At 70.6% G+C, this 23,199-nt stretch carries 22 protein-coding genes; 8 read left to right on the plus strand and 14 right to left on the minus strand.

Translation table 11 applies throughout. The annotated features are described in order from the left end of the window. Window positions 1–4: 4 nt before the first annotated feature. From IE096_RS23715 to IE096_RS23740, 6 genes are read right to left on the minus strand one after another with little or no spacing between them, the layout of a single operon-like run. Window positions 5–1,258, minus strand: coding sequence for a cysteine desulfurase (locus tag IE096_RS23715; protein WP_189455345.1), 1,254 nt, complete (start codon window positions 1,256–1,258; stop codon window positions 5–7). A 2-nt stretch (window positions 1,259–1,260) separates the two neighbouring features. Continuing rightward, the gene (gene sufC / locus IE096_RS23720) at window positions 1,261–2,025 is read right to left on the minus strand and encodes a Fe-S cluster assembly ATPase SufC (RefSeq protein WP_126913609.1); all 765 of its coding nucleotides are present in this window, start codon (window positions 2,023–2,025) and stop codon (window positions 1,261–1,263) included. 7 nt (window positions 2,026–2,032) lie between these two features. Continuing rightward, entirely contained in the window at window positions 2,033–2,353 is a 321-nt protein-coding gene (locus IE096_RS23725; protein WP_189454976.1) for a non-heme iron oxygenase ferredoxin subunit, read from the minus strand. Next, window positions 2,350–3,531, minus strand: coding sequence for a Fe-S cluster assembly protein SufD (gene sufD, locus IE096_RS23730; RefSeq protein ID WP_189454978.1), 1,182 nt, complete (start codon window positions 3,529–3,531; stop codon window positions 2,350–2,352). Before sufD ends, IE096_RS23725 begins: the two co-directional genes overlap by 4 nt. Before the next feature lie 59 nt (window positions 3,532–3,590). Continuing rightward, window positions 3,591–5,012, minus strand: coding sequence for a Fe-S cluster assembly protein SufB (sufB, locus tag IE096_RS23735; protein WP_189454980.1), 1,422 nt, complete (start codon window positions 5,010–5,012; stop codon window positions 3,591–3,593). Next, entirely contained in the window at window positions 5,009–5,809 is an 801-nt protein-coding gene (locus IE096_RS23740) for a helix-turn-helix transcriptional regulator (RefSeq protein WP_189454982.1), read from the minus strand. Before IE096_RS23740 ends, sufB begins: the two co-directional genes overlap by 4 nt. Before the next feature lie 137 nt (window positions 5,810–5,946). Between IE096_RS23740 and IE096_RS23745 the strand changes: the two genes are divergently transcribed. The 3 genes from IE096_RS23745 (at window position 5,947) to IE096_RS23755 (ending at window position 8,712) form a co-directional block, all read left to right on the plus strand. Next, a complete protein-coding gene (locus tag IE096_RS23745; RefSeq protein WP_189454984.1) occupies window positions 5,947–6,873 on the plus strand; it encodes an ABC transporter ATP-binding protein in 927 nt (308 codons plus the stop codon). Beyond that, a complete protein-coding gene (locus IE096_RS23750; RefSeq protein ID WP_189454986.1) occupies window positions 6,870–7,658 on the plus strand; it encodes an ABC transporter permease in 789 nt (262 codons plus the stop codon). Before IE096_RS23745 ends, IE096_RS23750 begins: the two co-directional genes overlap by 4 nt. A gap of 64 nt (window positions 7,659–7,722) precedes the next feature. Then, a complete protein-coding gene (locus tag IE096_RS23755) occupies window positions 7,723–8,712 on the plus strand; it encodes a COX15/CtaA family protein (RefSeq protein WP_189454988.1) in 990 nt (329 codons plus the stop codon). Here the strand turns inward: IE096_RS23755 and IE096_RS23760 are convergent. From IE096_RS23760 to IE096_RS23770, 3 genes are all read right to left on the minus strand, one after another. Next, window positions 8,685–9,746, minus strand: coding sequence for an amidohydrolase (locus IE096_RS23760; protein ID WP_229820553.1), 1,062 nt, complete (start codon window positions 9,744–9,746; stop codon window positions 8,685–8,687). The two genes, IE096_RS23755 and IE096_RS23760, sit on opposite strands and share 28 nt — an antisense overlap. 77 nt (window positions 9,747–9,823) lie before the next feature. Then, complete coding sequence (locus IE096_RS23765; RefSeq protein ID WP_189454990.1) at window positions 9,824–10,183, minus strand: hypothetical protein; 360 nt, start codon at window positions 10,181–10,183, stop codon at window positions 9,824–9,826. A 92-nt stretch (window positions 10,184–10,275) separates the two neighbouring features. After that, a complete protein-coding gene (locus tag IE096_RS23770; protein ID WP_189454992.1) occupies window positions 10,276–11,217 on the minus strand; it encodes a heme o synthase in 942 nt (313 codons plus the stop codon). Window positions 11,218–11,672: 455 nt separating this feature from the next. Between IE096_RS23770 and tkt the strand changes: the two genes are divergently transcribed. From tkt to pgl, 5 genes are read left to right on the plus strand one after another with little or no spacing between them, the layout of a single operon-like run. Further along, window positions 11,673–13,754, plus strand: coding sequence for a transketolase (gene tkt, locus IE096_RS23775; RefSeq protein ID WP_189454994.1), 2,082 nt, complete (start codon window positions 11,673–11,675; stop codon window positions 13,752–13,754). A gap of 37 nt (window positions 13,755–13,791) precedes the next feature. Then, entirely contained in the window at window positions 13,792–14,907 is a 1,116-nt protein-coding gene (tal, locus tag IE096_RS23780) for a transaldolase (RefSeq protein ID WP_189454997.1), read from the plus strand. Between the two features lies 1 nt (window position 14,908). Then, on the plus strand, window positions 14,909–16,432 hold the full coding sequence (gene zwf / locus IE096_RS23785) for a glucose-6-phosphate dehydrogenase (RefSeq protein ID WP_189454999.1): 1,524 nt from the start codon (window positions 14,909–14,911) through the stop codon (window positions 16,430–16,432). After that, window positions 16,429–17,484: a glucose-6-phosphate dehydrogenase assembly protein OpcA gene (gene opcA / locus IE096_RS23790; protein WP_189455000.1), complete on the plus strand. Its 1,056-nt coding sequence runs from the start codon at window positions 16,429–16,431 to the stop codon at window positions 17,482–17,484. Before zwf ends, opcA begins: the two co-directional genes overlap by 4 nt. Next, the gene (pgl, locus tag IE096_RS23795) at window positions 17,481–18,260 is read left to right on the plus strand and encodes a 6-phosphogluconolactonase (protein WP_189455002.1); all 780 of its coding nucleotides are present in this window, start codon (window positions 17,481–17,483) and stop codon (window positions 18,258–18,260) included. Before opcA ends, pgl begins: the two co-directional genes overlap by 4 nt. A 264-nt stretch (window positions 18,261–18,524) precedes the next feature. On the opposite strand, the gene pgi is transcribed toward pgl, so the two are convergent. From pgi to IE096_RS31590, 5 genes are all read right to left on the minus strand, one after another. Then, window positions 18,525–20,177, minus strand: coding sequence for a glucose-6-phosphate isomerase (pgi, locus tag IE096_RS23800; RefSeq protein ID WP_189455349.1), 1,653 nt, complete (start codon window positions 20,175–20,177; stop codon window positions 18,525–18,527). Window positions 20,178–20,316: 139 nt separating this feature from the next. Then, window positions 20,317–20,652, minus strand: coding sequence for an RNA polymerase-binding protein RbpA (locus tag IE096_RS23805; protein WP_003957010.1), 336 nt, complete (start codon window positions 20,650–20,652; stop codon window positions 20,317–20,319). A 183-nt stretch (window positions 20,653–20,835) separates the two neighbouring features. Beyond that, entirely contained in the window at window positions 20,836–21,072 is a 237-nt protein-coding gene (secG, locus tag IE096_RS23810) for a preprotein translocase subunit SecG (RefSeq protein ID WP_126913623.1), read from the minus strand. Window positions 21,073–21,192: 120 nt separating this feature from the next. Further along, complete coding sequence (tpiA, locus tag IE096_RS31585) at window positions 21,193–21,969, minus strand: triose-phosphate isomerase (RefSeq protein ID WP_229820555.1); 777 nt, start codon at window positions 21,967–21,969, stop codon at window positions 21,193–21,195. A 6-nt stretch (window positions 21,970–21,975) separates the two neighbouring features. Further along, window positions 21,976–23,187, minus strand: a complete 1,212-nt coding sequence (locus tag IE096_RS31590) for a phosphoglycerate kinase (RefSeq protein ID WP_229820557.1) — start codon at window positions 23,185–23,187, stop codon at window positions 21,976–21,978. Between the last annotated feature and the right edge of the window lie 12 nt (window positions 23,188–23,199).

Consider the following 23,199-nt stretch of genomic DNA (forward strand, 5'->3'; position numbering starts at 1 on the left):
CTTGTCACCCGAAGAAGTTCCGTACGTGCTCCAGGCCCTCGACCAGCGCGTCGACCTCGCCGGGGGTGGAGTACAGGTAGAACGACGCTCGCGTGGTCGCCGGAATTCCGTAGCGCAGGCAGACGGGACGGGCGCAGTGGTGGCCGACCCGGACCGCGATGCCCTGCTCGTCGAGGACCTGGCCCACGTCGTGCGGGTGGATGTCGCCGAGCGTGAAGGAGACGGCCGCGCCGCGGTCCTCGGCCGTGGTGGGGCCGATGATGCGGAGGTCGGGGACCTCCTGGAGCCGGCGGATCGCGTATTCCGTGATCACGTGCTCGTGGCGGGCGATGTTCTCCATGCCGATCGAGGTGAGGTAGTCCACCGCGGCGCCGAGGCCGACGGCCTGGGCGATCGGGGGCGTACCGGCCTCGAACTTGTGGGGCGCGGGGGCGTAGGTGGAGGAGTGCATCGAGACGGTCTCGATCATCTCGCCGCCGCCGAGGAACGGCGGGAGGTCCTCCAGCAGCTCCTGGCGGCCCCACAGGACGCCGATGCCGTCCGGGCCGCACATCTTGTGGCCGGTGAAGGCCACGAAGTCGGCCTGGAGCGCCTGGACGTCCAGGGGCATGTGGGGGGCGGCCTGGGAGGCGTCGATGACGACGAGCGCGCCGACCTCCTGGGCGCGGCGGACGATCGCCTCGACCGGGTTGACGGTGCCCAGGATGTTGGAGACCAGGACGAAGGAGACGACCTTGGTCTTCTCCGTGATGACCTGGTCGATGTTCGACAGGTCGAGGCGGCCGTCGTCGGTGAGGCCGAACCACTTCAGCTTCGCGCCCGAGCGCTGCGAGAGCAGCTGCCACGGCACGATGTTGGAGTGGTGCTCCATCTCCGTGATGACGATCTCGGTGTCGTGGTCGACCCGGTAGGGCTCGTCGGCCCAGGCGAGCATGTTCGCCACGAGGTTGAGCGACTCGGAGGCGTTCTTGGTGAAGATCACCTCATCGCGGCTCGGGGCGTTGACGAAAGCGGCGATCTTGTCGCGGGCGCCTTCGTACAGCGCCGTGGCCTCCTCGGCGAGCACGTGCACGCCGCGGTGGACATTGGCGTTGTGCCGCTCGTAGTGGGCGTTGAGCACGTCCAGGACCTGACGCGGCTTCTGGGAGGTGGCCGCGTTGTCCAGGTAGACCAGCTTCTTCCCGTCGTGGACCACGCGGTCCAGGATCGGGAAGTCCTTGCGGATCGCGTCGGTGTCGAGGAGGCCCGGCAGCAGTATCGTCACGCCGTTACGCCACCCTTCACGTACGCCTCGTAGCCCTCGTTCTCCAGCTTGTCGGCGAGCTCGGCGCCGCCGGACTCGACGACGCGGCCGTTGGCGAAGACGTGGACGAAGTCGGGCTTGATGTAGCGCAGGATGCGCGTGTAGTGGGTGATCAGCAGGGTGCCGACCTCACCGGTCTCGCGGACGCGGTTGACGCCCTCGGAGACGATGCGCAGGGCGTCGACGTCCAGGCCGGAGTCGGTCTCGTCGAGGATCGCGATCTTCGGCTTGAGGAGCTCCAGCTGGAGGATCTCGTGGCGCTTCTTCTCACCGCCGGAGAAGCCCTCGTTGACGTTGCGCTCGGCGAAGGCGGGGTCCATCTGGAGACGCGCCATGGCCTCCTTGACCTCCTTCACCCAGGTGCGCAGCTTGGGGGCCTCGCCGCGCACGGCGGTGGCGGAGGTGCGCAGGAAGTTGGAGACCGAGACGCCGGGGACCTCGACCGGGTACTGCATGGCGAGGAAGACGCCGGCGCGGGCGCGCTCGTCGACGGACATCTCCAGGACGTCCTCGCCGTCGAGGGTGACGGTGCCGCCGGTGATCGTGTACTTGGGGTGGCCGGCCAGCGAGTAGGCCAGGGTGGACTTGCCGGAGCCGTTGGGGCCCATGATGGCGTGGGTCTCGCCCTGCTTCACGGTCAGGTCGACGCCCTTGAGGATCTCCCGGGGGCCGTTCTCGGCTTCGACGGAGACGTGGAGGTCGTGGATCTCAAGCGTTGCCATGGGGAACTCAGGACTCCTGGGTGACGGAGACGAGCACGTCGTCCCCTTCGATCTTGACGGGGTAAACGGGGACGGGCTGCGTCGCGGGGAGGCAGTCGGGCTTGCCGGTGCGCAGGTCGAAGCTGGAGCCGTGGAGCCAGCACTCGATGTGGCAGTTCTCCACCTCGCCCTCGGAGAGGGAGACGTTCGCGTGCGAGCAGATGTCGTTGATCGCGAACACCTCGCCCTCGGTGCGGACGATCGACACCGGGGTGCCGTCGACCTCGACGCGCTTGGGCGTGTCCTCCTCGAGCTCGCCGAGGGAGGCCACCTTCACGAACTCGCTCATGCGACCGCCGCCTCCAGCTCTGCCTCGATCTTGGCGATGAGGCGCTCCTCCAGCTCGGGGATGCCGATCTGCTGGACGAGCTCGGCGAAGAAGCCGCGCACGACCAGGCGGCGGGCCTCCTGCTCCGGGATGCCGCGGGCCATCAGGTAGAAGAGCTGCTCGTCGTCGAAGCGGCCGGTCGCCGAGGCGTGGCCGGCGCCGACGATCTCACCGGTCTCGATCTCCAGGTTGGGGACGGAGTCGACGCGGGCGCCGTCGGTGAGGACGAGGTTGCGGTTGAGCTCGTAGGTGTCGGTGCCCTCGGCCGCCGCGCGGATGAGGACGTCGCCGATCCAGACCGCGTGGGCGTCCTTGCCCTGCAGCGCGCCCTTGTAGACGACGTTGCTGCGGCAGTGCGGGGTGTCGTGGTCGACGAAGAGGCGGTGCTCCTGGTGCTGGCCGTTGTCCGTGAAGTACAGGCCGTAGAGCTCGGCCTCGCCGCCGGGGGCGCCGTAGACGACCCGGGGGTGGAGGCGGACCAGGTCGCCGCCGAAGGTGACGATCACGGACTTGAAGGAGGCGTCGCGGCCGACCAGCGCGGTGTGCTGGGCGGCGTGGACGGCGGTGTCGTCCCAGTCCTGGACGGAGACGACGGTGAGCTTGGCGCCGTCGCCGACGAGGTACTCGACGTTGGCGGCGAGGGTGGCGTCACCGGTGTGGTCGATGACGACGACGGCCTCGGCGAAGGCGCCGATCTCGACGACCTGGTGGCCGAAGGCCACCCCGCCCTCGCCGCGCACGGAGATCCGCACGGGCTCGGAGAGCACGGTGTCCTTGGGGATCGAGACGACCGAGGCCTTCTCGAAGGAGCTGTACGCCTGGGCGGCGACCCGGTCGACCGGCTTGCCGGAGCGGCCCAGCCGGGCGTCGTCCCGGCCGACGGTCTCCACGGTCACGCCCTCGGGGGCCTCGACCTCGACCTTGACGCCGGCGCCGTCCGCCACCGCCGTGCCGTCGTGCAGACCGCGCAGGCGGGCCAGCGGGGTGAAGCGCCACTCCTCCTCGCGGCCGTGGGGCACGGGGAAGTCCGCGACGTCGAAGGAGGCGGGCGCGCTCACCCGGGCGTCGATGGGCTGCCGGGGGCCGCCCACCTGGATGGCGCCGTCGGTCGTGCTGCCGGCGGGAGTGTTGTCAGCCATGGCTGTCGTCGTGCTCTCTTCCTGTCACAAAGGGTTCGCTGCGGGGGGCGGTGGCGGGGCTAGCCGACCGCGCCTTCCATCTGCAGCTCGATCAGCCGGTTGAGCTCCAGCGCGTACTCCATGGGCAGCTCGCGGGCGATCGGCTCGACGAAGCCGCGCACGATCATGGCCATGGCCTCGTCCTCGGACAGGCCGCGGCTCATCAGGTAGAAGAGCTGGTCGTCGCTGACCTTGGAGACGGTCGCCTCGTGGCCCATGGAGACGTCGTCCTCGCGGACGTCGACGTAGGGGTAGGTGTCCGACCGGGAGATGGTGTCCACCAGCAGGGCGTCGCAGAGCACGTTCGACTTGGAGCCGTGGGCGCCCTCGCCGATCTCGATCAGACCGCGGTAGGAGGTGCGGCCGCCACCTCGCGCCACCGACTTGGAGACGATGTTGGAGGAGGTGTTCGGCGCCATGTGGACCATCTTGGCGCCGGCGTCCTGGTGCTGGCCCTCGCCGGAGAAGGCGATGGACAGGGTCTCGCCCTTGGCGTGCTCGCCCATCAGGTAGACGGCCGGGTACTTCATCGTCACCTTGGAGCCGATGTTGCCGTCGACCCACTCCATGGTCGCGCCCTCGTAGGCCACGGCGCGCTTGGTGACCAGGTTGTAGACGTTGTTCGACCAGTTCTGGATCGTCGTGTAGCGGCAGCGGCCGCCCTTCTTGACGATGATCTCCACCACGGCGCTGTGCAGCGAGTCGGAGGAGTAGATCGGGGCGGTGCAGCCCTCGACGTAGTGGACGTAGGCGTCCTCGTCGACGATGATCAGCGTCCGCTCGAACTGGCCCATGTTCTCCGTGTTGATACGGAAGTAGGCCTGCAGCGGGATGTCGACGTGGACACCCTTCGGGACGTAGATGAAGGAGCCGCCGGACCACACGGCGGTGTTCAGCGAGGCGAACTTGTTGTCGCCGACCGGGATCACCGTGCCGAAGTACTCCTGGAAGAGCTCGGGGTGCTCCTTCAGGGCGGTGTCGGTGTCCAGGAAGATGACGCCCTGCTCCTCCAGGTCCTCGCGGATCTGGTGGTAGACGACCTCGGACTCGTACTGGGCGGCGACACCGGCGACCAGGCGCTGCTTCTCGGCCTCGGGGATGCCCAGCTTGTCGTAGGTGTTCTTGATGTCCTCCGGCAGGTCCTCCCAGGAGGCCGCGGCCTTCTCGGTGGAGCGCACGAAGTACTTGATGTTGTCGAAGTCGATGCCGGAGAGGTCGGAGCCCCAGGTCGGCATGGGCTTCTTGTCGAAGAGCCGCAGGCCCTTCAGGCGGAGCTTGAGCATCCACTCGGGCTCGGACTTCTTGGCCGAGATGTCGCGGACGACCTCCTCGGAGAGGCCGCGCTTGGCCGCGGCACCGGCCTCGTCGGAGTCGGCCCAGCCGTATTCGTACGTGCCCAGGCCCTCGAGCTCAGGGTGGGCAGTCTCCGTGGGGAGAGTCATGCGGGGTTCCTCCCGGCCGTGCTGGTGGATGCGGTGGTGGTCTTTTTGGGGATGAACGTCGTGCACACCCCGTCGCCGTGGGCGATGGTGGCAAGACGCTGCACATGTGTCCCGAGCAGGCGGGAGAAGACCTCGGTCTCCGCCTCGCACAGCTGCGGGAACTGCTCGGCGACATGGGCGACCGGGCAGTGGTGCTGGCAAAGCTGTTCGCCGACCGGTGCGCTACGCGCCGTAGCAGCGTACCCGTCCGCGGTCAATGCCCGGGCGAGCACCTCCGCGCGGTCCTCGGGGGCGGCGGCCTCCAGGGCCTCGCGATACCCCTCGGCCTGGGCGGCCATCCGGGCCCGGGCGAACGCGGCGACGGCGGCCTCGCCCATCTCGCCGCCTCCGGCGGACTGGGCGATCCAGCGCAGGGCGTCCTGGGCGAGCTTGTCGTAGGCCTGGTCGAAGGCGTCCCGGCCGCAGTCGGTGAGGGCGAAGACCTTGGCGGGCCGGCCGCGGGTGCGCGCCCCGTAGACGCGCTTCTCACGGGCCTCGACGACACCGTCGGCGACGAGGGTGTCGAGGTGGCGGCGGACGGCGGCGGAGGTCAGCTCCAGCCGCACGGCCAGCTCGGCGGCGGTGGAGGGCCCGTGATCGAGGATGGACCGGGCGACGCGATTGCGGGTGCCGTGCTGCTCGTCATGAGCGCGCTGCTCGGGAGCCGGCGCCCCCCGCGACGGCGCGGGCAGCACCGGGCGCGACCCGGCGGCCACCTCGGCCACGGGGCCCTGCGAAGCCTCGCCCGCGTATTTCACAACACCATTGTTGCGTAATTGCCCGAAGGGCGACAAGCTCCACCGGGTCACGGAACGGTGGCTTTGATCACTTAGGGTCACCTAACCGCGACCCCCGCCGGGGTCCGTTCCGCCCCGCCCTCCGTACACTTCCCCGCATGCATGAAGAGCCCGCGGTCGAGGTCCACGGCCTGGTCAAGCGGTACGGGACGAAGACCGCGGTGAACGGTCTCGACCTGACCGTCGCGCGCGGCGGCGTGACCGCCGTCCTCGGCCCCAACGGCGCCGGCAAGACCACCACCATCGAGACCTGCGAGGGCTACCGGCGGCCCGACGCCGGCACCGTCCGCGTCCTCGGCCTGGACCCCCTCGCCGACGCCGCGGACCTGCGCCCCCGCGTCGGCGTGATGCTCCAGAGCGGCGGCGTCTACGCGGGCGCCCGCGCCGAGGAGATGCTGCGCCACACCGCGTCCCTCCACGCCCATCCGCTGGACGTGGGCATGCTGATCGAGCGCCTCGGGCTGGGCGACTGCGGCCGAACGACGTACCGCAGGCTCTCCGGCGGCCAGCAGCAGCGCCTCTCGCTCGCCATGGCCGTCGTCGGCCGCCCCGAGCTGGTCTTCCTCGACGAGCCGACGGCCGGCCTGGACCCGCAGGCCCGCCGCGCCACCTGGGACCTGGTGCGCGAGCTGCGCGCCGACGGCGTCACGGTCGTCCTGACCACCCACTACATGGACGAGGCGGAACAGCTCGCCGACGACGTCGCCATCATCGACGGCGGCAAGGTCATCGCCCAGGGCAGCCCGGAGCAGCTCTGCAAGGGCGGCGCCGAGAACACCCTGCGCTTCAGCGGCCGGCCCGGCCTGGACCTCGCCTCGCTCCTCAAGGCGCTGCCCGCCGACTCCGCCGCCGCCGAGCCGGCCCCCGGCTCCTACCGCGTCAACGGCACGGTCGACCCGCAGCTCCTCGCGACGGTGACGACCTGGTGCGCCCAGCACGGGGTCATGCCGGACCGCATAACGGTCGAGCGGCACACACTTGAGGACGTCTTCCTCGAACTGACTGGTAGGGAGCTGCGCGCATGACCGCCACCGGCACCTTCGCCCCCCGGCCCGGGGCGGCGCCGCTGTCGCGGATGATCCGCGCGCAGGCCGCGCTGGAGACCCGGATGCTGCTGCGCAACGGCGAGCAGCTGCTGCTGACCGTGGTCATCCCCACGCTCCTGCTGGTGCTCTTCAGCGCCGTCGACATCATCACTGTGCCGACTTCAAAGACGGGCGGAGAGGGGAAGTCCGTCGACTTCCTGGCCCCGGGTGTGCTCGCTCTGGCCGTGATGTCCACGGCCTTCACCGGGCAGGCCATCGCGACGGGCTTCGAGCGCCGCTACGGCGTGCTCAAGCGGCTCGGCGCGTCCCCCCTGCCGCGCTGGGGGCTGATGACCGCGAAGACGGCCGCCGTGCTGGTCACCGAGGTCCTGCAGATCGTGCTGCTGACGGCCGTCGCGTTCTCGCTCGGCTGGTCGCCGCACGGCAACCCGCTCGCCGTCGTCCTGCTGCTCGTCCTGGGGACGGCCGCGTTCTCGGGGCTCGGCCTGCTGATGGCCGGGACGCTCAAGGCCGAGGCGACGCTCGCGGCGGCCAACCTGGTCTTCCTGCTGCTGCTGGTCGGCGGCGGGGTGATCGTCCCGCTGGAGAAGTTCCCGGGCGCGGTCCGCGCGGCACTGGAGGCGCTGCCGATCTCGGCCCTCTCCGGCGGCCTGCGCGACGTGCTGCGCGACGGCGCGGGCGTGCCCTGGGCCGACCTCGGGATCCTCGGTGTGTGGGCCGTCCTGGGCCTGGGCGCGGCGGCGCGCTTCTTCCGCTGGGAGTAGGACGCGGCCGGGGCACGCGGGACCCTCGTGAATCCGTGCACAAGCACCCCCTTACGATGACTTCGTGCCGAAAACGCTGAACCCCCTCCAGCTCGTCGCCGACCGCTGGCAGCCCTCCGCCCGCTTCGTCGAGCGGGCCGCGCTCGCCTGCGTGGTCATGTCCGTGATCATCGTCGTGACGGGCGGCGCGGTGCGGCTCACCCAGTCCGGGCTGGGCTGCCCGACGTGGCCGACCTGTACCGAGGACAGCCTGACGCCCACGCCCGCGATGGGCATCAACGGCGTCATCGAGTTCACCAACCGCATGCTGACGTACGTGCTGTGCGCGGTGGTCGGTGTGGCGATCGTGGCGGCACGCGCGCGTGCCCCGCGCCGCCGCAGCCTGACGAAGCTGGGCTGGGCGCAGTTCTGGATCGTCGCGAGCAACGGCATCATCGGTGGCATCACCGTGCTGACGGGCCTCAACCCGTACATCGTGGCCGCGCACTTCCTGGCGGCGACCTCGCTGCTGACGGTGGCCACGATCATGTGGCTGCGGACCCGTGAGGGCGACGACGAGCCGCGCGACGTGGTGGCCCGGCCGGTGCGGCAGCTCGGCTGGGTGCTGGTGGTCGCGAGCGCGCTGCTGATCGTGGCGGGCACGGTGGTCACGGGTTCGGGCAGGCACGCGGGCGACGCCTCCAAGGACGTCCACCGCATCCCCCTGGACTGGCACGAGGTCACCCAGCTGCACGTCGACTTCGTCTACGTCGTCGTCGGCCTCACCGTGGCGCTGTGGTTCGCGCTGCGGGCCGTGAAGTCCCCCGAGGGGCCGCGCCGCAAGGTCGTCGAGCTGTTCGTCGTGATCATGCTGCAGGGCGTGATCGGCTATGTGCAGTACTTCAACGACTCGCCCGAGGTCGTCGTCGGCGCCCACATGCTCGGCTCCTGCCTGATGTGGATCGCCGTGCTGCGGGTCTTCCTGTCGCTGCGCGAGCGCGGCGAGGCGCCGGTGCTGCCCGCTCCCGCCGGTGAGCACGAGGCGCTTCAGACGGCCGCCGCGTCCAGCCGGTAGACCCTGCGCGCGGTGCCGGCCGCGACGAGGGAGGCGATCCGTGCCGCCTCCGCCGCCCGGCACCAGCCGTCGGCCACCCAGTCGCGCATCAGCTTGTCCATGGCGCGTGTGAACAGCCGGGCGGCCACCACATAGAGCTCCGCCAGGGCCCGCGCCCCGGTCGAGAACAGCAGCTTGCCGAACGGCGCCTCGCGCAGCGTCTCCTCCGGCCGGGCCCCGACGTCCGCGTAGACGTGCGGGAAGGCGGCGGCCAGCTGGGCCGCCTGCCGCCGGTGCCAGGGGTCCGGGAGCAGCACCAGGTCCACGCCCCGGCTCGCGGTGGCCCGCAGGAAGCCGGCCAGCCGCTGCGGCCGCGCGCAGTGCAGCTGGACGGGCAGTCCCGTGGCGACCGCGCTCCACAGCAGATGCCGGACAAGCACGGGGTCGTCCGGCGTGTCGCCCGTGCGGCGCGTGCGCAGCCAGCGTCCGGCGGCCTCGCGTACCTCGGTGGCGTCCGGGGGGCTGTCGTCGCAGAAGGTGACGCCGGTGGCGAAGGCGGTGGCACTTCCGGAGGCCGCGTAGAGCGCTTCGGCCGTATACGCGAGGAAGGCGTCCAAACCTCCGGTCGTGTCGGCGATCCGGGCGGCCAGCGGTTCTAGCCGGACGACCTCGTGGGCGCGGCCCTCGGCGGCGTGGGCCAGTTCGTCCGGCGAGGTGAGGGCGGCCGTGGCGCCCGCCTCCAGCAGGAACGTCCCGATGCCCGCGCCGCGCAGCAGGAGACGGCCGGCGCGGTAGGCGCCCAGTTCGCGGCGGCGGGCCAGATAGCTCACGGGCGCGCAGTGCGGCTCCAGCCCCAGCAGGGGCGGGCACCAGCGGCGCACGGCCAGGCCGGCGCGGCTGTCGAAGAAGGTGGTGCCGGGCGGTGCGGGCCCGGTGGCCCCGGCGGCCTCGGCCAGGTGGGTCTCGAACTCCCCGAGCCCGAGGTCCGCGTGGACGGCGCCGTGGCTGTACTGGTCGACGAGCGGCGGTATGCCGCCGTCCATCCTGCCGTCCATCGCGCCCCCTCCTCGCCGGTCCCCACCGCGCGGCGCCGGGGCGCCGCTCCCGGTGGGTCTAACGGACGAGGGGGCCGTCAGTTATCGCCGGGGTTCCTCGGCCCGCCGATCTGGATGCCGGCCATGCGGGACCACTCGTAGGGGCCCGTGCGGACCTTGGCGGCCAGTTCCCCGTCGAAGTCGTCGTGGAGGGTGATCCCGGCGAGCCTGGCCGCTTCCTTCGCGGTCTCCATGTCGCGGGCGACGAGGTTGCCCCATTCGCCGTTGGCGCCGACGAGGGCGATCCGGGTGGTGCCGCGGGCGATGTGCGCGAGCTGGCCCTCCGCGCCACCGCCGTGGCTCTTGGCGAAGGCCGTGATCTGCTTGGCCAGCTTGGCCGCCCGCTTGTTGTCGGCCTGCGGGGCGTCGGCCGCTGCCTGCTTGGTGTCGTCTGCCATGGCCAGGATGCTACCGACGGGTAGCACAAACGGCGATGGGCGGCGCGGGTGGCTTTGGCCACCACGCGCCGCCCATCGGACGGTCCGCGGTCCTACCGGAGGAACGGGTCGATCGCGACCGCCGTGAACAGCAGCGACACGTAGGTGATCGACCAGTGGAAGAGCCGCATCTCCTTGAGCTTCGCGCCCGTGATGCCGGCCTTGGCGCGGGCCTGGAGGGCGTGGGCCTCCTTCAGCCAGAAGGCGCCGCACAGCACGGCGACGGCCGTGTAGAACCAGCCGGTGTACCCCAGCGGCTGGAGCAGCAGCGACACGCCGACCATCACCCAGCTGTAGAGGACGATCTGCTTGGCCACGGCCTTGTTGCCCGCGATGACCGGCAGCATCGGCACGCCGACGCGCTCGTAGTCGTCCTTCACCTTCATCGACAGCGGCCAGTAGTGCGGCGGCGTCCAGAAGAAGATGACGAGGAAGAGGATCAGGGAGGCCCAGGAGACCTCGTTCTTCACCGCGGACCAGCCGATGATGACCGGCAGGCAGCCCGCGATGCCGCCCCAGACGATGTTCTGCGCGGTACGCCGCTTGAGGATCATCGTGTAGACGACGACGTAGAACGCGTTGGCGCCGAGCGAGAGCATCGCCGACAGGGGGTTGACCAGGAACCAGAACCAGATCGTCGAGCCGACGGTCAGCGCGCTGGCGAACACCAGGCACTCGCGGGGGGACACCATGCCCGTGACCAGCGGACGCTGGGACGTACGGTCCATCATCGCGTCGATGTCACGGTCGTAGTACATGTTGAACGCACCCGCGCCACCGGCGGACAGGTAACCGCCGACGCAGGTGGCCAGCACCAGCCACAGGTCCGGGACGCCCTCGGCCGCGAGGAACATCACCGGCACCGTCGTCATCAGCAGCAGCTCGATGACGCGCGGCTTCGTCAGTGCCACGAAACCCTTGACCCGGGCCCCGAACGGCCGGTGACCAGGGCTCTCGACGAGCACCCCCGCAGGACGGGATTCGACGGCCGTCACGCACACCCCTGAGAGAGATAAGGCCAGCAAGCTCGTCCGGGCGTGAATCCCGGGTAAAGGCTTGCGCGTACTACGCCACTCTAGACGCAGGGGACAGCGGGGCCTCCGCCGGGGTGGGGTCGTGTTGAGACGCCGGGTCCGGCGGGCCGAACGGGGCCGAACCCGGCAGAACGGTCCCCTCCGGGAGGCGGGCGGGCGCCGGGCCCGGCAGGCTGGAGTGGAGGCCCCCGCAGCGGGGCGGGAATGAATCCCGCCCGGGTGCGGTTGCCCGGGTCGGCGATCAGATGATCGAGGATCACTCGACCGGAACTCGACGATCAAATGAGAGCCGCGCAGCACGACTGTGAGTCGAAAAAACGCCCGTCCAGGCGGGGGTAGGCTCGTCAGCGCCGCGTCGTGGCGGAACATACCGCCCCCGGCAGATCGCATATGTGGAGAGGAGCCCTGATCCGAGGGTGAGCACCAAGCCGACCACCACAGACCTCGAATGGACCGAACTGGACCAGAGGGCAGTCGATACCGCCCGTGTCCTGGCCATGGACTCCGTGCAGAAGGTCGGCAACGGCCATCCCGGCACGGCCATGAGCCTGGCTCCCGCGGCCTACCTGCTCTTCCAGAAGCTGATGCGGCACGACCCCAGTGACGCCGACTGGGTCGGCCGGGACCGGTTCGTCCTCTCCCCGGGCCACACCAGCCTGACCCTGTACACCCAGCTCTTCCTGGCGGGTTACGGACTGGAGCTCGCGGACCTCAAGGCCTTCCGCACCTGGGACAGCAAGACCCCGGGCCACCCGGAGCACGGCCACACCGTCGGTGTGGAGACCACCACCGGCCCGCTGGGCCAGGGCATCGCCAACGCCGTGGGCATGGCCATGGCCGCCCGCTACGAGCGCGGCCTGTTCGACCCGGAGGCCCCGAAGGGCGAGTCCCCCTTCGACCACACCGTCTGGGCGATCGTCTCCGACGGCGACCTGGAGGAGGGCATCTCCGCCGAGGCGTCCTCGCTGGCCGGTCACCAGAAGCTGGGCAACCTCGTCGCCCTGTACGACGACAACCACATCTCGATCGAGGGCGACACCGAGACCGCCTTCTCCGAGGACGTCCTCAAGCGCTACGAGGCCTACGGCTGGCACGTCCAGCGCATCGAGCAGGGTGCCAACGGCGACTTCGACATCCAGGCGCTGTACGCGGCCTTCCAGGCCGCCAAGGCCGAGACCGAGCGCCCGTCGATCATCGCGGCCCGCACGATCATCGCCTGGCCGGCCCCGAACGCCCAGAACACCGAGGCCTCGCACGGCTCGGCGCTCGGCGAGGCCGAGGTCGCCGCGACCAAGAAGGTCATGGGCTTCGACCCCGAGCAGCACTTCCAGGTCGAGGACGAGGTCCTGGCGCACGCCCGTCAGGTCGTCGACCGCGGCCGCGCGGCCCGGGCCGCCTGGGACAAGCAGGTCCAGGTGTGGCGCGAGGCCAACCCGGAGCGCGCCGCCGAGTTCGACCGCATCGTCGCGGGCGAGCTGCCCGACGGCTGGGAGAAGGCCCTCCCGGTCTTCCCGGCCGGCAAGGACGTCGCGACCCGCAAGGCGTCCGGCGAGGTCCTCAAGGCGCTGGGCGGCGTGATCCCCGAGCTGTGGGGCGGCTCCGCCGACCTCGCCGGCTCGAACAACACCACGATCGACGCGTCGTCGTCCTTCCTCCCCGAGGGCAACCCCCTCCCGGAGGCGAACCCGTACGGCCGCACGATCCACTTCGGCATCCGCGAGCACGCCATGGGCTCGACCATGAACGGCATCGCGCTGCACGGCAACACCCGCGTGTACGGCGGCACCTTCCTGGTGTTCTCCGACTACATGCGCCCGGCCGTGCGCCTGGCCGCGCTGATGAAGCTGCCGGTCACCTACGTGTGGACGCACGACTCCATCGGTCTCGGCGAGGACGGCCCGACCCACCAGCCGGTCGAGCACATGGCCGCGCTGCGCGCCATCCCGGGCCTGAACATGGTCCGCCCGGCCGACGCCAACGAGACGGCCATCGCCTGGCGCGAGATCGTCAAGCGGCACACCACCAAGCCCGCGCCGCACGGTCTGGCCCTCACCCGCCAGAACGTCCCGACGTACGAGGCCAACGAGGGCGCGGCCAAGGGCGGCTACGTCCTGCTCGACGCCGAGGGCGGCCGTCCGCAGGTGATCCTGATCGCCACCGGTTCCGAGGTCCAGCTGGCCGTCGAGGCCCGCGAGGCGCTGCAGGCCGACGGCGTCCCGACCCGCGTGGTCTCGATGCCGTCCGTCGAGTGGTTCGAGGAGCAGGACCAGGCGTACCGCGACGGCGTGCTGCTGCCGGACGTCAAGGCCCGGGTGGCCGTCGAGGCGGGCATCGGCCTGACCTGGTACCGCTACGTCGGCGAGGCCGGCCGGATCGTCTCGCTGGAGCACTTCGGCGCCTCCGCCGACTACAAGGTGCTCTACCGCGAGTTCGGCCTGACCGCGGACGCCGTGGTCGAGGCCGCCCGCGAGTCGATCGCCGACGCCGCCCGTCGCTGACGGCGCCCGTATACAACCTGTAGGAGATGCAGAACCCATGACAGACGCACTCAAGCGCCTCTCCGACGAAGGCGTCGCGATCTGGCTGGACGACCTGTCCCGCAAGCGCATCACGTCCGGCAACCTGGCCGAGCTCATCGACCAGAGCCACGTGGTGGGTGTCACGACCAACCCGTCGATCTTCCAGAAGGCGATCTCCAGCGGTGAGGGCTACGAGCAGCAGCTCGCCGACCTCGCCGCCCGCAAGGTCACCGTCGAAGAGGCCATCCGCATGATCACGACGGCGGACGTCCGCGACGCCGCCGACATCCTGCGCCCGGTCTTCGACGCCACCGGCGGTCAGGACGGCCGGGTCTCCATCGAGGTCGACCCGCGCCTGGCGCACAACACGGTCGCCACGGTCGCCGAGGCCAAGCAGCTGGCCTGGCTGGTGGACCGCCCCAACACCCTGATCAAGATCCCGGCCACCAAGGCGGGCCTGCCGGCCATCGCCGAGGTGATCGGCAAGGGCATCAGCGTCAACGTCACGCTGATCTTCTCCCTCGAGCGCTACCGCGCGGTGATGGACGCCTACCTGACCGGTCTGGAGAAGGCCAAGGCCGCGGGCCAGGACCTCTCCCTGATCCACTCGGTCGCGTCCTTCTTCGTGTCCCGCGTGGACACCGAGATCGACAAGCGGCTGGACGCCATGGGCACCGCCGAGGCCAAGGAGCTGCGCGGCAAGGCCGCCCTGGCCAACGCCCGCCTGGCCTACCAGGCGTACGAGGAGGTCTTCTCCTCGGACCGCTGGCTGGCCCTGGAGAAGGCCGGCGCCAACAAGCAGCGCGCCCTGTGGGCCTCGACCGGCGTCAAGGACCCGGCCTACAAGGACACGCTGTACGTGGACGACCTGGTGGCGCCGAACACGGTGAACACCATGCCGGAGGCCACCCTGGAGGCCACCGCCGACCACGGTCGGATCACCGGTGACACGGTGCGCGGCACGTACGAGCAGGCCAAGGCCGAGCTCGACGCGCTCGCGAAGCTGGGCGTCTCGTACGACGAGGTCGTCCAGCTGCTGGAGGACGAGGGCGTCGAGAAGTTCGAGGCCTCGTGGAACGACCTGCTGAAGTCCACTGAGGCGGAGCTCAAGCGCCTCGCTCCGGAGGCATGAATTGAGCAGCAGCAATCCGCTGCGTGACGCTCTGGACCGACGGCTCCCGCGTATCGCGGGGCCGTCGGGCCTGGTCATCTTTGGCGTCACGGGCGATTTGTCCCGTAAAAAGCTGATGCCCGCGGTCTACGACCTGGCCAACCGCGGCCTGCTGCCGCCGGGCTTCTCCCTGATCGGTTTCGCCCGCCGGCAGTGGGCGGACGAGGACTTCGCCCAGGTGGTGCACGACGCCGTCAAGGAGCACGCGCGCACCCCCTTCCGCGAGGAGGTCTGGCAGCAGCTGGTCCAGGGCTGCCGGTTCGTCTCGGGCGACTTCGACGACGACGACGCCTTCGACACGCTCCGCACCACCATCGAGGAGCTCGACAAGGCGCAGGGCACGGGCGGCAACTTCGCCTTCTACCTGTCCGTCCCGCCGAAGTTCTTCCCCAAGGTCGTCCAGCAGCTGAAGAAGCACGGCCTGGCCGACCAGAAGCAGGGCTCGTGGCGGCGCGCCGTCATCGAGAAGCCCTTCGGTCACGACCTGAAGAGCGCCCAGGAGCTCAACCGGATCGTCCACGAGGTGTTCCCGGCCGAGGCGGTCTTCCGCATCGACCACTACCTCGGCAAGGAGACGGTCCAGAACATCCTGGCGCTGCGGTTCGCCAACACCCTCTTCGAGCCGATCTGGAACCGGTCGTTCGTCGACCACGTGCAGATCACCATGGCCGAGGACATCGGCATCGGCGGCCGCGCCGGCTACTACGACGGCATCGGCGCCGCCCGTGACGTCATCCAGAACCACCTCCTGCAGCTGCTGGCGCTGACCGCGATGGAGGAGCCCGCCTCCTTCGACGCCGACGCGGTGGCCGCGGAGAAGACCAAGGTGCTGGGCGCGGTCTCGCTGCCCAAGGACCTCGGCAAGGAGACGGTGCGCGGCCAGTACACCCACGGCTGGCAGGGTGGCGAGGAGGTCGTCGGCTACCTGGAAGAGGACGGCACCGACCCCAAGTCGAAGACCGACACCTACGCCGCGATCAAGCTGGAGATCGACAACCGCCGCTGGGCGGGCGTCCCCTTCTACCTGCGCACCGGCAAGCGGCTGGGCCGCCGCGTCACCGAGATCGCGGTCGTCTTCCAGCGCGCGCCCTACTCCCCCTTCGACCAGACCGCCACCGAGGAGCTGGGGCAGAACGCCCTGGTCATCCGGGTGCAGCCGGACGAGGGCGTGACCGTGCGCTTCGGCTCGAAGGTGCCGGGCACCTCGATGGAGGTCCGGGACGTCTCGATGGACTTCGCCTACGGCGAGTCCTTCACCGAGTCCAGCCCCGAGGCGTACGAGCGGCTCATCCTCGACGTCCTGCTCGGCGAGTCGAACCTCTTCCCGCGCCTGAAGGAGGTCGAGCTCTCCTGGGAGATCCTCGACCCGATCGAGGAGTACTGGGACAAGAACGGCAAGCCCGCGCAGTACCCGGCCGGCACCTGGGGGCCGGTCGAGGCGGACGAGATGCTCGCACGAGACGGACGGAGCTGGCGTCGGCCATGAAGATCGACCTTACGGACACCACGGCCAGCAAGATCAACAACGCGCTGGTCCAGGGCCGCCGGGCCATCGGCACCCCCGCCATCGGCATGGTGCTGACCCTGGTCATCGTCACCGACGAGGAGCACGCCTACGACGCGCTCAAGGCGGCCAACAACGCCTCCCGCGAGCACCCCTCGCGCAAGCTCGTCGTCATCAAGCGCGTCAGCCGCTCGCCGCGCGAGCGCGCCCAGGCCCGCCTCGACGCCGAGGTGCGGGTGGGCGTGGACGCCGGCGCCGGCGAGACGGTGGTGCTGCGGCTGTACGGCGAGGTCATAGACCACGCCCAGTCGGTCGTGCTGCCGCTGCTGCTGCCGGACGCCCCCGTGGTGGTCTGGTGGCCCGTCGGCTCCCCGGCCAACCCGGCCAAGGACCCCCTCGGCGCGCTCGGCCAGCGCCGGGTCACCGACGCCTACACCGCCGAGGACCCCGTCGCCGAGCTGTCGGCCCGCGCCGCGCACTACGCGCCCGGCGACACCGACCTGGCCTGGACCCGGATCACGCCGTGGCGCTCCATGCTCGCGGCCGCCCTGGACCAGCAGCCCGGCATCGAGATCACCTCCGCCGAGGTCGAGGGCGAGCCCTACAACCCCAGCGGCGAGCTGCTGGCCATGTGGCTGGCCGACCGCCTCGGGGCGCCGGTGACGCGCTCGGTCTCGAACGGCCCCGGCCTCACGGCCGTCCGTCTGGAGACCAAGACGGGCGTCGTCACGCTGGACCGTCCCGACGGCTCCCTGGCCACGCTCTCCATGCGCGGCCAGCCCGACCGGGCCGTGGCGCTCAAGCGCCGCGACACGGCCGAGCTCCTCGCGGAGGAGCTGCGCCGGCTGGACCCGGACGACATCTACGCGTCCTCGGTCAAGTACGGCGTGGACCGGCTGAACCAGGCGCCGGCGGCGCCGAAGACGGACGAGTCCTCCGCCGCGCCCAAGCCCTCCGCGCCCTCCCAGGGCCAGACCCAGGGTCAGGGCCAGGCCCAGGGGCAGTCCCAGGGCAAGAAAGCGGCGAAGAAGTGAGCACGCCCCAGATCGTCGTGCACCGGGACAAGGAGCTGATGGCCCAGGCCGCGGCGGCCCGGCTGATCACGAAGATCGTGGACGCCCAGGCCGCCCGCGGCTCCGCGTCCGTCGTCCTCACCGGTGGGCGCAACGGCAACGGGCTGCTCGCGGCCCTCGCCGCGGCGCCCGCCCGGGACGCGGTCGACTGGTCCCGGCTGGACCTGTGGTGGGGCGACGAGCGCTTCCTCCCGGAGGGCGACCCCGAGCGCAACGCCACGCAGGCCCGCGAGGCCCTGCTGGACGCGGTGCCGCTGGACCCGAAGCGGGTGCACTTCATGCCCGCGGCGGACGGCACGTACGACGACGCGGACGCGGCGGCGGAGGCCTACGCGGCCGAGCTCGCCGCCGCGGCCCGCCCGGAGGACCATGGCCCCGTGCCGGCCTTCGACGTCCTGCTGCTGGGCGTCGGTCCCGACACCCACGTCGCCTCCCTCTTCCCGGAGCTTCCGGGCGTACGGGAGACGGAGCGGACGGTCGTCGGCGTCCACGGCGCGCCGAAGCCCCCGCCGACGCGGGTCTCCCTGACCCTCCCGGCGATCCGGGCGGCCCGGGAGGTCTGGCTGCTGGCCGCGGGCGAGGACAAGGCCGGGGCGGTGGCCCTGGCCCTGAGCGGTGCGGGTGAGGTGCAGGCGCCGGCCGCCGGCGCGTACGGCTCGCGCCGTACGCTCTGGCTCCTGGACCAGGCCGCGGCGGCCCGCCTCCCCCGCGACCTGTACCCCCCGGCGTCGCCCTGACGGCGTTTCACCTGATACGGCGATGGCCCGCTCCCCTTGCCGAAGGGGAGCGGGCCATCGCCGTATGTGGTTGCGGCGGGTGGGGTGCCCCGGTCCCGCCCTTTCACCGTTTCCCGGGGCTACGCCCCGGACCCCCGGGGGGCTGGGGGGCTTGCCCCCCAGGAAACGGGAAGGGGCGGGTCCGGGGCGCCCATCCCCGCCACGACGGCGGCCAGCCACGACGTACCGGCCCGGCGGTGCCGAACCGGCCTCGGCCGGGGGCCGTCAGCGCCCGCGAAGCTCGCGGTACCGCGAAACCAGCGACGCCGTCGACGCGTCGAGACCGGGCACGTCCGTGCCCTCCGTCAGCGCCGGCTCCACCCGCTTCGCGAGGACCTTGCCGAGCTCGACGCCCCACTGGTCGAAGGAGTCGATGTTCCAGATCGCGCCCTGGACGAAGACCTTGTGCTCGTACAGCGCGATGAGCTGACCGAGCACCGACGGCGTCAGCTCGCTCGCGAGGATCGTCGTCGTCGGGTGGTTGCCCTTGAACGTCTTGTGGGGGACGAGCTCCGCCGGGACGCCCTCCGCCGCGACCTCCTCGGGGGTCTTGCCGAAGGCGAGGGCCTGGCCCTGGGCGAAGAGGTTGGCCATCAGCAGGTCGTGCTGGGCGACCAGACCGGGCTGGAGGTCGTCCACCGGCCGGGCGAAGCCGATCAGGTCCGCCGGGATGAGCTTCGTGCCCTGGTGGATCAACTGGTAATACGCGTGCTGGCCGTTGGTGCCCGGGGTGCCCCAGACGACCGGGCCGGTCTCCCAGCTGACGGGCTGTCCGTCACGGTCCACCGACTTGCCGTTGGACTCCATGTCCAGCTGCTGGAGGTAGGCCGCGAACTTCGACAGGTAGTGGCTGTAGGGCAGCACCGCGTGCGACTGCGCGCCGTGGAAGTTGCCGTACCAGACGCCCAGCAGGCCGAGCAGCAGCGGTGCGTTCTCCTCCGGCGGCGCGCACCGGAAGTGCTCGTCGACCAGGTGGAAGCCGGCCAGCATCTCGCGGAAGCGGTCGCCGCCGATGGCGAGCATCAGGGAGAGGCCGATGGCGGAGTCGTACGAGTAACGACCGCCGACCCAGTCCCAGAACTCGAACATGTTGGCGGTGTCGATGCCGAAGTCGGCGACCTTCTCCGCGTTCGTGGACAGCGCGACGAAGTGCTTGGCGACCGCGTCCTCGCCGGCGCGCAGCTCGGTGAGGAGCCAGTTCCGCGCGGAGGTGGCGTTGGTGATGGTCTCGATCGTGGTGAAGGTCTTGGAGGCCACGATGAAGAGCGTCTCGGCGGCGTCGAGGTCGCGGACAGCCTCGTGGAGGTCGGCGCCGTCCACGTTGGAGACGAAACGGAACGTCATGTCGCGGGCGGTGTAGGCGCGCAGCGCCTCGAAAGCCATCGCCGGTCCGAGGTCGGATCCGCCGATGCCGATGTTGACGACGTTCTTGATGCGCTTTCCGGTGTGGCCCTTCCACTCACCCGAACGGACCCGGTCGGTGAAGATCTGCATCTTCCGCAGGACCGCGTGCACGGCGGGCACGACGTTCTCGCCGTCGACCTCGATGACGGCCGACTCCGGTGCGCGCAGGGCGGTGTGGAGCACCGCGCGGTCCTCGGTGGTGTTGATCCGCTCGCCGCGGAACATCGCGTCCCGCAGGCCGGCGACGTCGGCCGACGCCGCCAGTTCGCGCAGCAGCCGCAGGGTCTCGTCGGTGACCAGGTGCTTCGAGTAGTCGAGGTGGAGGTCGCCGACGGAGACGGTGTACTTGTCGGCCCGGCCCGGGTCGTCGGCGAACAGCTCGCGCAGGTGCACCTCCCCCAGCTCGTCACGGTGCTTGGCGAGCGCGTTCCACTCGGGAGTGCGGTCCAGCCTGGTGCGGCTCTCTGCGTTCATCTCGGACATCGGTCCACTTCTCCTCGTAATTTCCCCGCTGTCTCCAACCTAATTGATCAGCCGTCGATTCCCGGCGCAAACGACGAGCGGCCCGGCCGGACACCTTCCACAGGTGTCCGGCCGGGCCGCTTTCGTCGCTCTAGATCTCCCCACGGAGCTTGGCGAGCGCCTCGGCGAGGATGGCCTCGCCGTCGGCGTCGCTGCGCCGTTCGCGCACATAGGCGAGGTGGGTCTTGTACGGCTCCGTGCGCGGCGGGTCCGGTGGATTGTCCCGGTCCTGGCCGGCCGGGAAGCCACAGCGGGGGCAGTCCCAGGTGTCGGGCACCTGGGCGTCGCTGGCGAAGCTCGGCTGCGTCTCGTGCCCGTTGGAGCACCAGAAGGAGATCCGCAGTCGGGGTGCCGATTCGCCCCGCTCCGCCTCTCCCATGGGCCCCGCCCCGACCCGGCTTCCTCGGATCGCGTTGCCACTTGCCACGGTCGTAACTCCCTGCGTGATGGTGCTGCACTGTGCCGAACAGCGGCTGCGCCGCGGGGTCGACAGTCCGCTCCGCTGCGGGCGCCTCAGTCTACGTAAGGCCCAACGCGCGTCCAGTGGCAGGAGTTACAGCCCGGCCGCGAGGACGCGCCCTCAATCATAGGCCGCGTCCGCGACGGAGCGTCAGCTGCCGACCTTCATCAGCACGCCCAGCGTGACGATGCACGCGAACCAGAGCAGACCGATCACGATGGTGATCCGGTCGAGGTTGCGCTCGGCGACCGAGGAACCGCCGACGGAGGACTGCATGCCGCCGCCGAACATGTCGGACAGGCCGCCGCCCTTCCCCTTGTGCATGAGCACCAGCATCATCAGCAGCAAGCTGAAGACGATGAGGGCGATCGAGAACCCGATGACCACGGCTGGACCAACTCTCTCGGACTGACTGGATGGAAAACGCGTGTGGGGCCGGGCAGCGGCGCGTTCACGCCGGTCCCGGCCCCGACAGGGTACGACGGCGGGGGGCCGCCGTCATAGCCGCTACTGGTCGGCGAAGCGGACGATCTTGACGAACTCGTCCGCGTCGAGCGAGGCCCCGCCGATCAGGGCGCCGTCGACATCCGGCTGCGCCATGATCGCGGCGATGTTGCCGGACTTCACGGAGCCGCCGTACTGGATGCGGACCTTGTCGGCCAGCTCCTGGTCGTACAGCTCGGCCAGACGGCCGCGAATGGCACCGCAGACCTCCTGGGCGTCCTCGGGCGTGGCGACCTCGCCGGTGCCGATGGCCCAGACGGGCTCGTAGGCGATCACGATCGTCGCGGCCTGCTCGGCCGGGATGTCCGCGAGGCCGCCCTCGACCTGCGCCAGGGTGTAGGCGACCTGGTTGCCCGCCTTGCGGACGTCCAGGCCCTCGCCGACGCAGAGGATCGGGGTGATGCCGTGCTTGAAGGCGGCCTTCACCTTGGCGTTGCAGAGCTCGTCCGACTCGCCGTGGTACTGGCGGCGCTCGGAGTGGCCCACCGCGACGAAGGAGCACTTGAGCTTGGCGAGCATGCCACCGGAGATCTCACCGGTGTACGCGCCGGAGTCGTACGCCGAGATGTCCTGGGCGCCGTACATGATCTTCAGCTTGTCGCCGTCGACCAGGGTCTGCACCGAGCGGAGGTCGGTGAAGGGCGGCAGGACGGCCACGTCAACGGCCTCGTAGTCCTTGTCCGCGAGGGTGAAGGCGAGCTTCTGGACGTGGGCGATGGCCTCGAGGTGGTTGAGGTTCATCTTCCAGTTGCCCGCCATCAGCGGGGTGCGTGCACTCACGGTGGTTCAGTCCTCCAGTGCGGCGAGGCCGGGGAGCGTCTTGCCCTCGAGGTACTCGAGGCTGGCGCCGCCACCGGTCGAAATGTGGCCGAAAGCGTTCTCGTCGAAGCCCAGGATGCGCACGGCCGCGGCCGAGTCGCCACCACCGACGACGGTGAAGCCGTCCGAGTCCAGCAGGGCCTGGGCGACGGCCTTGGTGCCGTTGGCGTAGTCGGGGTGCTCGAAGACGCCCATCGGGCCGTTCCAGAAGACGGTGCCCGCGTCGGCCAGCTTGGCCGCGTAGAGCTCACGCGTCTTCGGGCCGATGTCCAGGCCCTCCTTGTCGGCGGGCATGGCGTCCGTGGCGACGACCTCGGGGTTGGCCGGGGCCTTCGTCTTCAGGTCGGGGAAGTCGGCCGAGACCAGCACGTCGACCGGCAGGACGAATTCCACGCCCCGCTTCTCGGCCTCCGCCAGGTACTCCAGGCACGTGCCCTTCTGGTCCTCCTGGAGCAGCGAGATGCCGACCTCGTGGCCCTTGGCGGCCAGGAAGGTGTACGACATGCCGCCGCCGATGAGGATGCGGTCGGCCTTCTTCAGCAGGTTGTCGATGACACCCAGCTTGTCGGAGACCTTGGCGCCGCCCAGCACGACCACGTAGGGCCGCTGAACCTCGTCGGTGAGCTTCTTCAGGACGCCGACCTCGGTGGCGATCAGGTCGCCGGCGGCGTGCGGGAGCCGCTTGGGGAGGTCGAAGACCGAGGCGTGCTTGCGGTGCACGGCACCGAAGCCGTCGCCGACGTAGAGGTCGGCGAGCGACGCGAGCTCGTCGGCGAAGGCGCCGCGCTCGGCGTCGTCCTTGCTGGTCTCGCCCGCGTTGAAACGGAGGTTCTCCAGCAGCGTGACCTCGCCGTTCGCCAGTGCGGCGACGGTGGCCTTCGCGCTGTCACCGACCGTGTCGGTGGCGAACGAGACACTCTTGCCCAGGATCTCGCCGAGCCGCTTCGCGGCCGGGGCGAGGGAGAAGCGGTCCTCCGGGGCGCCCTTGGGACGGCCCAGGTGGGAGGCGACGATCACCTTGGCGCCCGCGGCGGCGAGCTTGGCGATCGTCGGCGCGACGGCGCGGATGCGGCCGTCATCGGTGATGGTGCTGCCCTCGAGCGGCACGTTCAGGTCGGCGCGGACGAAGACCCGCTTCCCCTCGATGCCGCCTTCGATCAGTTCATCGATCGTCTTCATGCAGTGACTCCG

It is taken from the genome of Streptomyces abikoensis (assembly GCF_014648775.1).
In the GTDB taxonomy this organism is placed as follows: Bacteria; Actinomycetota; Actinomycetes; order Streptomycetales; family Streptomycetaceae; genus Streptomyces; species Streptomyces abikoensis.

Coding starts and splice junctions, on each gene's coding strand:
- IE096_RS31590 (WP_229820557.1), bottom strand. CDS start 23,187: ATGAAGACGATCGATGAACTGATCGAAGGCGGCATCGAGGGGAAGCGG.
- sufC (WP_126913609.1), bottom strand. CDS start 2,025: ATGGCAACGCTTGAGATCCACGACCTCCACGTCTCCGTCGAAGCCGAG.
- IE096_RS23765 (WP_189454990.1), bottom strand. CDS start 10,183: ATGGCAGACGACACCAAGCAGGCAGCGGCCGACGCCCCGCAGGCCGAC.
- IE096_RS23760 (WP_229820553.1), bottom strand. CDS start 9,746: ATGGACGGCAGGATGGACGGCGGCATACCGCCGCTCGTCGACCAGTAC.
- opcA (WP_189455000.1), top strand. CDS start 16,429: ATGAAGATCGACCTTACGGACACCACGGCCAGCAAGATCAACAACGCG.
- tal (WP_189454997.1), top strand. CDS start 13,792: ATGACAGACGCACTCAAGCGCCTCTCCGACGAAGGCGTCGCGATCTGG.
- sufD (WP_189454978.1), bottom strand. CDS start 3,531: ATGGCTGACAACACTCCCGCCGGCAGCACGACCGACGGCGCCATCCAG.
- IE096_RS23725 (WP_189454976.1), bottom strand. CDS start 2,353: ATGAGCGAGTTCGTGAAGGTGGCCTCCCTCGGCGAGCTCGAGGAGGAC.
- IE096_RS23750 (WP_189454986.1), top strand. CDS start 6,870: ATGACCGCCACCGGCACCTTCGCCCCCCGGCCCGGGGCGGCGCCGCTG.
- sufB (WP_189454980.1), bottom strand. CDS start 5,012: ATGACTCTCCCCACGGAGACTGCCCACCCTGAGCTCGAGGGCCTGGGC.
- pgi (WP_189455349.1), bottom strand. CDS start 20,177: ATGAACGCAGAGAGCCGCACCAGGCTGGACCGCACTCCCGAGTGGAAC.
- IE096_RS23745 (WP_189454984.1), top strand. CDS start 5,947: ATGCATGAAGAGCCCGCGGTCGAGGTCCACGGCCTGGTCAAGCGGTAC.